General features: G+C 69.6%; 1 protein-coding gene. It reads right to left on the bottom strand.

What is annotated here, in order from left to right; all coding sequences use genetic code 11:
• The coding region (locus IG05_RS43210) for a putative T7SS-secreted protein (RefSeq protein WP_037815928.1) at window positions 1–444 on the bottom strand (444 nt) is incomplete at both ends.

A 444-nucleotide genomic window follows, 5' to 3' on the forward strand; every position in this document is an offset into this window, starting at 1 on the left:
GCGTGCGCCAGGGCCGCCTTCACCTTGCCCTGCGCCTCGGTGGCGGCGGTGTTGCGCTGCTTGCGGGCCTCGGCGAGCTTGTGCTGCGCGGCCTGGACGGTGGCCTTGCCCGGATCGTCGAACTTCCCCGGATCCGGGCCCGGGTCCTCACCCGCCTCCGCCTTGGCCTTGTACGACTCCACATCCTTGCGGTACGCCGCGAACGCGGCCTTGGACGCCTTCTCCCCCTTCTTGTAAAGCTCCACGGCCTCCTGCGCCTGCCCTTGCGCCCACTTCACCGTGTCGGCATACGACTCCAGCGCATCCGCCGCGCTCTTGCACGCCTCCGCCGCCTGCGCCCACTTCGCGGGATGCACCCCGAACTTCTCACGGAAGGCGTCCCCGCCCTCACCCTTCCAGCCGGAGGAGTCGACCTTCTTCAGCCCCTGGCTGACCTTGTCGAAC

The sequence above is a fragment of the Streptomyces sp. NRRL S-1022 genome (genome assembly GCF_000720135.1).
In the GTDB taxonomy this organism is placed as follows: domain Bacteria; phylum Actinomycetota; class Actinomycetes; order Streptomycetales; family Streptomycetaceae; genus Streptomyces.